This window comes from Pseudomonadota bacterium (assembly GCA_030859565.1).
Lineage (GTDB): Bacteria > Pseudomonadota > Gammaproteobacteria > JACCXJ01 > JACCXJ01 > USCg-Taylor.
This window is the reverse complement of record JALZJW010000163.1, coordinates 1-7,572: the sequence shown is the minus strand read 5'-3', so window position 1 is coordinate 7,572 and position 7,572 is coordinate 1. Positions and strand designations below refer to the sequence as shown.

Sequence of the window (7,572 nt, the reverse complement as noted above, 5' to 3'; positions counted from 1 at the left end):
GTGGCGGGGGGGGTCGGCGCGGCGATCCATTCCTGGGAGGTGGACAGGGTCTTTGCGCAAACCGACGCGGCCCAGGCGGCCCAGCGGATCGCCGATACCGTGAGTCTGCTCGACACGCTGGAGCCCGACGAGCGCGGGAAAGTCGTCGCCATCCTCAACACCCGACGGTGGTTTGCTTCGCTCGATCCGGCGGCAGCACAGCGCACCGGGGCCGGCGGACACCCCGCGCTGGCGGCATTTGAAGACTGGGTGCGCCGAGCGCTCGGCAGCCGCGCCCTCAAGGTCGTCTTGGCCGATCAGGGTGCGACCGGCGCATCTTACCTCGTGCAGGCGCGCTTGACGGACGGTCATTGGGTGACGCTCGGCTATCGTCGTAGTTGGACCAGCTCCCCCAATCGCCTGTTCTGGACCTGGCCGGAACTGGCGGGGGCGATCGTCATCGCGGCGTTGGTGGCGGTGCGCTGGGTGACGCGCCCGCTGTCTATCCTTGCGCAAGCCGCTGAAGATCTGGGACGCGATATCAACCGCCCGCCCCTGAAGGAGAACGGGCCTTCGGAGGTGCGCCACGTGGCTTCGGCCTTCAACAACATGCAATCGCAGCTTGTGCGCCTGCTGCAGGACCGCGTGCGGATCTTCTCGGCGATGTCTCACGATCTCAAGACCCCGGTCACCCGCCTGCGGCTGCGCGCCGAGATGCTGAAAGACGCGGGGCTGAAGGCCAAGTTCGCGGCCGACCTGGAACTGATGGAAACCATGGTCAACGCGACCCTGGATTTCGCTCGCGGCATGAGCGGCCGGGAGGTTTTCCAACCGGTGGACATCATGGCACTCATTGAAAGCATCCAGGCGGATGCGGAAGAGATGGGGCAATCCGTGGCAGTCGGAGGCCACGCCGTGGAGCCTTACAGCGGCAAACCCCTGGCCTTGAAGCGCTGCATCGGCAACCTGGTGGACAACGCGGTCAAGTACGGCCAGCGCGCCGAGGTGATGGTGAACGACGACGGCAGGCGGCTTCAGATCCGCGTCCTCGATGCCGGACCGGGGATACCGATAGCCGAGCTCGAGCGGGTGTTCGAGCCCTTCTATCGCCTCGAGTCATCGCGCAGCCGGGAAAGCGGAGGAACCGGTCTGGGCCTCGCCATCGCCCGCAACATCGCCCATCTGCACGGAGGAGAGCTCGCCTTGAACAACTCCGATGGCGGCGGGCTCGAAGCGCTCCTCACCCTCCCGCGTGGTTTGAGCCAATCTTCTTGAGCACCGGTAAGAATCAATGACGAGCCGGAGCGTACGCAGCTTGAGGCGGCCGCGATTGCTCTCGCTCCTCCGGCTTGCCGTGCCGTATGTCATGTTGGGGGTCATGGGGCCGGCAATGGCGGGAGGTTTCTTTGACCGCCTGCGTGTGGCCGATCCGTTCGATACCGAGACCAAGACCTCACCGGCACCCGAGGTCCCCTGGCAGGCCCGCGAGCCGCTTCCGAAGGTACCTGAGCCCAGGCATGGCAGTGCCGCGGAGATCTCAGGCCCTCTCTCCCTCGCCCAGATCACCGACCTCGCCCTCATGAATAAACCGGAGACCCGAGAGGCGTGGGCCGTGGCACGCGCTCAAGCCGCGGAGCTCGGGATCGCGCGCTCGCTGTACTGGCCGCAACTCAACGGGCTCGCCAACCTCACACATAGCAGGTCGCTCTCCAGCGCCGGCGCGTCCGTTCCCGAGCAGACACGCTACGGCCCTTCGGTGAGCCTGGCCTATGTCCTCTTCGACTTCGGCGCCCGCGAAGGAGAGGTGGAGGCCGCTCGCTACCGGTTGCTGGCGTCCAATCTCCAACAGAATCGCGTGTTGCAGGATGTGGTGCTGCTGGTCGAGCAGACCTACTACCAGGTGCTGGGCGTGGAGCGGCTCGTGTCGGCCAACCAGGAAGCATTGAAGAGCGCGCAAGCCAGCCTGAGTGCGGCAAATATTCGGCGCCAAGCGGGTTTGGCCACCATTGGTGATGTCTATCGCGCCGAGACGGCCGTGGGTCAAGCGCGCCTGACCGTGCAGCGCGCCGAAGGGGAGCTTTCCAAGGCACGGGGCCAGCTCGCGGTAGCGGTGGGGATGCCGATCGGTACGCGGGTGAGCCTGCTGCCCTGGCCCGTTCAACCGCCGCTTGCAAGAGTCGCCGAATCGCTGGATCTCATCCTCGATCAGGCCAAATCGATGAGGCCCGATCTCGTGGCGGCCGAGGCCCAAGTGCGTGCCGCTCGCGCTGGGGTGCAGGCAGCAAAGGCGGCGGGACTACCGACGCTCGAGCTCGCCGTCAATGGCGGCCGCACCGCGTTTTTCGACGAGGAGCGGATAGCCTCGAACAGCTACAGCATCGCCGTCAACCTGCGGATCCCGCTCTTCACCGGCTTTCGCGATACCTATAGCGTGCGCCTCGCGGAGGCTCAAACGGAGCAAGCCGAAGCGGCGCGAGATGGACTGCATCGCCAGAGCTCGCTGGAGGTCTGGCAGGCCTACTACGATCTGAACACCGCCATGACCGGAATCGATACCAGCTCCGGCGTATTGAGAAGTGCCAACCAGTCGAGCGAGGTGGCACTGGCGCGTTATCGGTCGGGGGTCGGGAGCCTGCTCGATCTGCTCACCGCCCAGGCGGACGAGGCAAACGCGCAAGTTCAGTGGATACAATCCCAGTTCGACTGGTACTCCGCCCTCGCGCGTCTGACGCACGCGCGCGGCGCCTTGCTACCGTCGTCATGAAGAGAATATTGCTGACAGGGGTGCTGCTGGTCGTCGCTATCGGCCTTTATCTCCGGCTGGGCAACGATAGGACGGTCGGCGCCGTAGGCGAGAAGGCCGCCCGCGAGGAAGAAATCGCGGTCAAGACGGTCGCCGCGAAGGTCCAGCCGATGCCGGTCGTCGCCGAGGCGGTAGGGACCGTCGAGCCGGAGCACAGGGTCGAGGTGCGCCCCCAGATGAACGGGGTGCTCGAGGAGGTATTGTTTCGCGAAGGCGAGGATGTAAGAAGAGGTCAACTGTTGTTTCGTATCGATGACCGAGCCGCGCGGGCTACCCTCGATCAGGCACAGGCCACCCTGGCCCGCGATGAGGCGCAGTTGCTGGAAGCACGGGCGCAGCGCGAACGTCTAAAACCGCTCGCAGAACGTGAATACATCACACGCCAGGAGTACGAGCAAGCGCTCGCCTCTATGGACGCCCTCGCTGCCACCGTGAAGGCCAATAGCGCCCAGGTGGAGATGGCCCGGGTGCAACTCGGCTACAGCGAGATCCGCGCCCCGATCGCCGGCCGAACGGGTAGCCTTGCGGTCAAGGAAGGGAACCTGGTCAATATCGCCGGGGCGACGCCGCTGGTCGTGATCATGGGCATCGATCCGGTGCAGGTCGCCTTCAGTATCCCACAGCGCTATCTCGAAGAGGTTCGGCGCCAGGCCGGATCGGGTGACATGCGCGTTGCGATCTACCGTGAACAGGGCCGTGTCGGTGTGGCCGAGGGCAAGGTCGTCTTCATCGATAACACGGTGAACCCAGAGACCGGTACCGTGCTCTTGAAAGCACGGGTCCCGAACCGGGACCAGGCATTGTGGCCGGGAGAGTTCATCCTTGCGCAACTGATCCTGAAAATCGAGCCCGCCGCCGTGGTCGTGCCTGCAAGCGCGGTCCGGCCGGGACAGAAGGGCCCTTATGTCTATGTCGTGGACGATGCAAGGGCGAGGCTGCGACCGGTCCAGGTCTTGCGGCAGGTCGAAGACCTGGCCGTCATCGGGGAGGGATTGAAAGGCGGCGAACTGGTGATCACCGAGCTTCCCGTTAACCTTACCCCCGGCAAAGCGGTCAAACCGATCGGGGAGCCACACTCATGAACGTGTCCAGGATCTTCATCGAACGTCCGGTAGCGACGGCGGTATTGACCGCAGGCTTATGCCTGTTTGGCTTATTCGCCTTCGACACGCTGCCGGTCAATGAGTTGCCCAGCGTCGATTTCCCCACCCTTCAGGTCTCCGCAAACCTCCCTGGAGCGGATCCCGAAACCATGGCGCGAGTGGTAGCAACGCCCCTGGAGCGGGAGTTTTCCACGATTTCCGGTATCGATTCCATGAGCTCGGTAAGCGGCTCGAGCTCGACCCGTATCGCTTTGCAATTCCGGCTCGAGCGCGATATCGACTCGGCCGCCCAGGACGTGCAGGGCGCGATCGCGAGCGCCATGCGCCGGCTTCCCGACGGGATCGATCCACCTCAGTTGCGCAAGACCAACCCCGCGGACAGCCCGGTCCTGATCCTCGCCTTGACCGCGGAGACCCTGCCACTCCCGGAGCTGAACGAGTTCGCCGACACCCGTCTGACCCAGCGATTGTCGATGCTTCCGGGGGTCGCTCAGGTGGTGATCTACGGGGCCCAAAAATACGCGGTACGCTTGTACGTCAATCCCAATGCCTTGGCCCAACGTAACCTCGGGTTCGATCAAGTAGTCGAGGCCGTCCAGGAAGCCAACAGTAACCGCCCCGCCGGGATCATGGACGGCGCCGAGCGTGCCTATGCAGTAACGGCCGACGCCGATCTCACCACAGCCGCGGATTTCCGAGACGTGATCGTGGCCTTCCAGAACGGTATTCCGGTCCGCCTCAAGGACATCGGCCGCGCCGAGGACAGCGTGGAGAACGATAAGGCCTTGAGCTGGTTCAACGGCGAGCGTTCGATCCTTCTCGCGGTACAGCGGCAGCCCGGTGCCAACACGGTGGAGACCGTCAACGGGATCCGGGAACTGTTGCCCGAGGTACGCGCCCAGCTCCCGGCGGGAGTTGAATTACGCGTGCTGCTCGATCGTTCCGAGTTTATCCGCGAGTCGATCCATGACGTCAATTTCACCCTGGTGCTCGCGATCGTCCTCGTGTCCGGCGTGGTGCTCATGTTCCTGGCCAATCTGTCATCGACCCTCATCACGGTCCTGATCCTTCCTACGTCGGTGCTCGGGAGCTTCGCCGTGATGCATCTCCTCGGCTACAGTCTAAACAACCTGTCGCTGATGGCGTTGACCTTGGCGGTGGGTTTCGTGGTGGATGACGCCATCGTGGTGCTGGAAAACATCAGCCGGCACATGCAAATGGGCAAGGACCGTTTGACCGCGGCCCTCGATGGCACGCGCGAGATCGGCTTCACTGTCTTGTCCATGACGATATCGCTGGCTGCCGTATTCATCCCGATCCTGTTCATGTCCGGGATCCTCGGCCGCCTGTTCGCCGAGTTCGCGGTCACCGTAGGCGTGGCCGTTCTGATCTCCGGGCTCGTTTCCCTGAGCCTCACCCCCATGCTGTGTGGCTTGTTTCTCAAGTCCACCAGGGGACACGGTCCTCATTACCGCGCCTTCGATGCGCTGTTCGAGCATTCCAGGGCCTTTTACGGCAAGAGCCTCCGGTTTGCCATGGGTCATCGCGGCCCGATGCTCATGGCATCGGCAGCGATTCTGGTTGCGACCGGCTGGCTTTACACCGCGGTCCCGAAGGGCTTCATCCCGAGTCAGGACACCGGGACCATTACCGGCACTACGCGCGCGCCCGAGGGAACTCCATTTCCGGAGCTGGTCAAGAGGCAGCTGGCGCTCACCGACGTGGTGCGCGCCAATCGCAACGTCGAATCGCTGATGTCCTCCGCGGGACAGGGGTTCGGAGGAGTGACGGGGGGCAATGTCGGACGCATCTTCGTCCGATTGAAACCTGCGGCCGATCGGGAAGCCAGCGCCGACGAAGTCATTCAGGAGCTGCGTCGCGCCGCGCGCGCCGTCGAGGGTATGGTGCTCGTGTTGCAAAATCCGCCGGCGATCCGCATGGGCTCGATCACGGGCGCAGGGGAATTTCAAGTCGTCCTGCGGGGCTCCGATCTGACGTCCCTCTACCCGGCCGCCCAAGCGATCGAGGCTCGACTCCAGGCATTGCCGATGATCCAGGACGTGAGCAGCAGCCTGGAGCTCGCCAACCCCGAGATCCGGGTGCATATACTGCGCGAGCGCGCAGCTTCCCTCGGCGTCAGCTCGCAGGAAATCGAAACTGTGCTCGGCTCCGCCTTTGGAGGGAGCGAGATCAGCACGATTTATGGCGCCAGTGACCAGTATCCCGTTTTTATTCAGCTCGATGCGGCCTTCCAGCGCGACGTCAATGCGCTCGACGCCCTCTACGTGCAGGGCCGAAACGGCCGCCTGGTACCGCTCGCCAGCATCACGGACATAAGGCAAGGCGTCGGGCCGATCTCGATCGAGCATTTCGGACAACTTCCCTCGGTCACGCTGTCGTTCAACCTGGCGCGGGAGCAATCCATCGGGGCGGGGCTTTCGGCCATTCGGGAGGTAATGCGGGAGGCGCTCCCGCCCGGCATCAGCAGCGTCCTGAGCGGCAGCGCCAAGAGTTTCGAGGAATCGACGCGCGATCTGCCGATCCTCCTGGGTATCACCGTCCTGGTGGTGTACATGATCCTCGCGATCCTGTACGAACATCTCGGCCATCCGCTCACCATCCTCACGGCGCTGCCCTTGGCCGGGTTTGGGGCACTGGTCATGCTTTTGCTCCTCGATCAGGAGCTCAATATGTTCAGCTTCGTGGGGATCATCCTCCTCGTGGGCCTGGTCAAGAAGAATGGGATCATGATGGTGGATTTCTCACTCACCCTCCAGCGTGAAAAAAATCTGCCGGCAGAGCAGGCCATCGTCGAGGCCTGCCTGGTTCGCTTCCGACCTATCATGATGACCACGATGGCGGCGATCCTCGCGACCCTGCCCATTGCGCTTGGTTATGGCGCAGGCGGCGAGGCACGCCAGCCCCTCGGGATCGCGGTCGCGGGCGGGCTCTTGTTCTCGCAGTTTCTGACGCTGTACATCACCCCGACCTTTTACGTGAGCCTGGAGCGGTTCGTCCAACGGCTGCGCATGCGCGCCTCCGGCACATGGGGCGAGAAACGGGCCTCTAAGCGGCTGTCTTCCTAGAATATGTGTCACTGCTGGCGGCGCGCCCGGTAGCCGGCTGCTGCCCCCAGAGGGGCTACTTCAAGCCCATGCAGTTAGCCTAGTAAGTGACGGTATACGAACCCCGAGACCCCGGAACTGGAGGCTCACCTGCCGGACGGCTCGCGGTTTGAGCTTATCTCGTTCGGGCTTACTCTCTCATATTCACCAAGACGTAATTAGAGCGTCACAAAGGGCTGGTACGGTTGCCGTGTCCGTAATGCGCAGTCCCTTTAAGAAACATTAAGGAGTAAGTTGATGAAACACAAACACCCGAATCTGGCCGTACGCGGCGCCCTCTTCACCCTCGCTACAGCGGTGGCGGTTCCCGCGGCGACCGGGACCGAGCCCGCGGTACAAGGACCCGAATCGGTATCCGACTGGTTCGATGCCGGCCAGGAGTACATAGAGACCGCAAAAAAGCTTTTCCCGATAGAGCACCGGGCCAAGAATGTGATCCTCTTTGTCGGTGATGGCATGGGAGTCTCTACCGTGACGGCTGCCCGCATCTTGGAAGGGCAGCAGATGGGTAAGCCCGGTGAGGAGCATAGCTTGTTCTTCGAGAAGTTGCCCTATGTCGCGC

At 63.4% G+C, this 7,572-nt stretch carries 5 protein-coding genes; all 5 read left to right on the top strand.

What is annotated here, in order from left to right:
- Positions 1-1,254 (top strand): ATP-binding protein (locus M3436_17940; GenBank protein ID MDQ3565895.1); only part of this gene is annotated, 1,254 nt, incomplete at its 5' end.
- 55 nt (positions 1,255-1,309) lie between these two features.
- Positions 1,310-2,743 (top strand): TolC family protein, encoded by a 1,434-nt coding sequence (locus M3436_17935; protein ID MDQ3565894.1) that lies wholly within the window; start codon positions 1,310-1,312, stop codon positions 2,741-2,743.
- Positions 2,740-3,864, top strand: a complete 1,125-nt coding sequence (locus M3436_17930; GenBank protein ID MDQ3565893.1) for an efflux RND transporter periplasmic adaptor subunit — start codon at positions 2,740-2,742, stop codon at positions 3,862-3,864. The genes M3436_17935 and M3436_17930 overlap by 4 nt, the downstream gene beginning before the upstream one ends.
- Positions 3,861-6,971 (top strand): efflux RND transporter permease subunit, encoded by a 3,111-nt coding sequence (locus tag M3436_17925; GenBank protein ID MDQ3565892.1) that lies wholly within the window; start codon positions 3,861-3,863, stop codon positions 6,969-6,971. The genes M3436_17930 and M3436_17925 overlap by 4 nt, the downstream gene beginning before the upstream one ends.
- Before the next feature lie 276 nt (positions 6,972-7,247).
- A partial coding sequence (locus M3436_17920; GenBank protein MDQ3565891.1) for an alkaline phosphatase occupies positions 7,248-7,572 on the top strand: 325 nt, incomplete at its 3' end.

Bases quoted from the DNA above. Each gene is read 5' to 3' on its own strand.
- M3436_17930 (MDQ3565893.1), top strand. From the start codon at position 2,740: ATGAAGAGAATATTGCTGACAGGGGTGCTGCTGGTCGTCGCTATCGGC.
- M3436_17925 (MDQ3565892.1), top strand. From the start codon at position 3,861: ATGAACGTGTCCAGGATCTTCATCGAACGTCCGGTAGCGACGGCGGTA.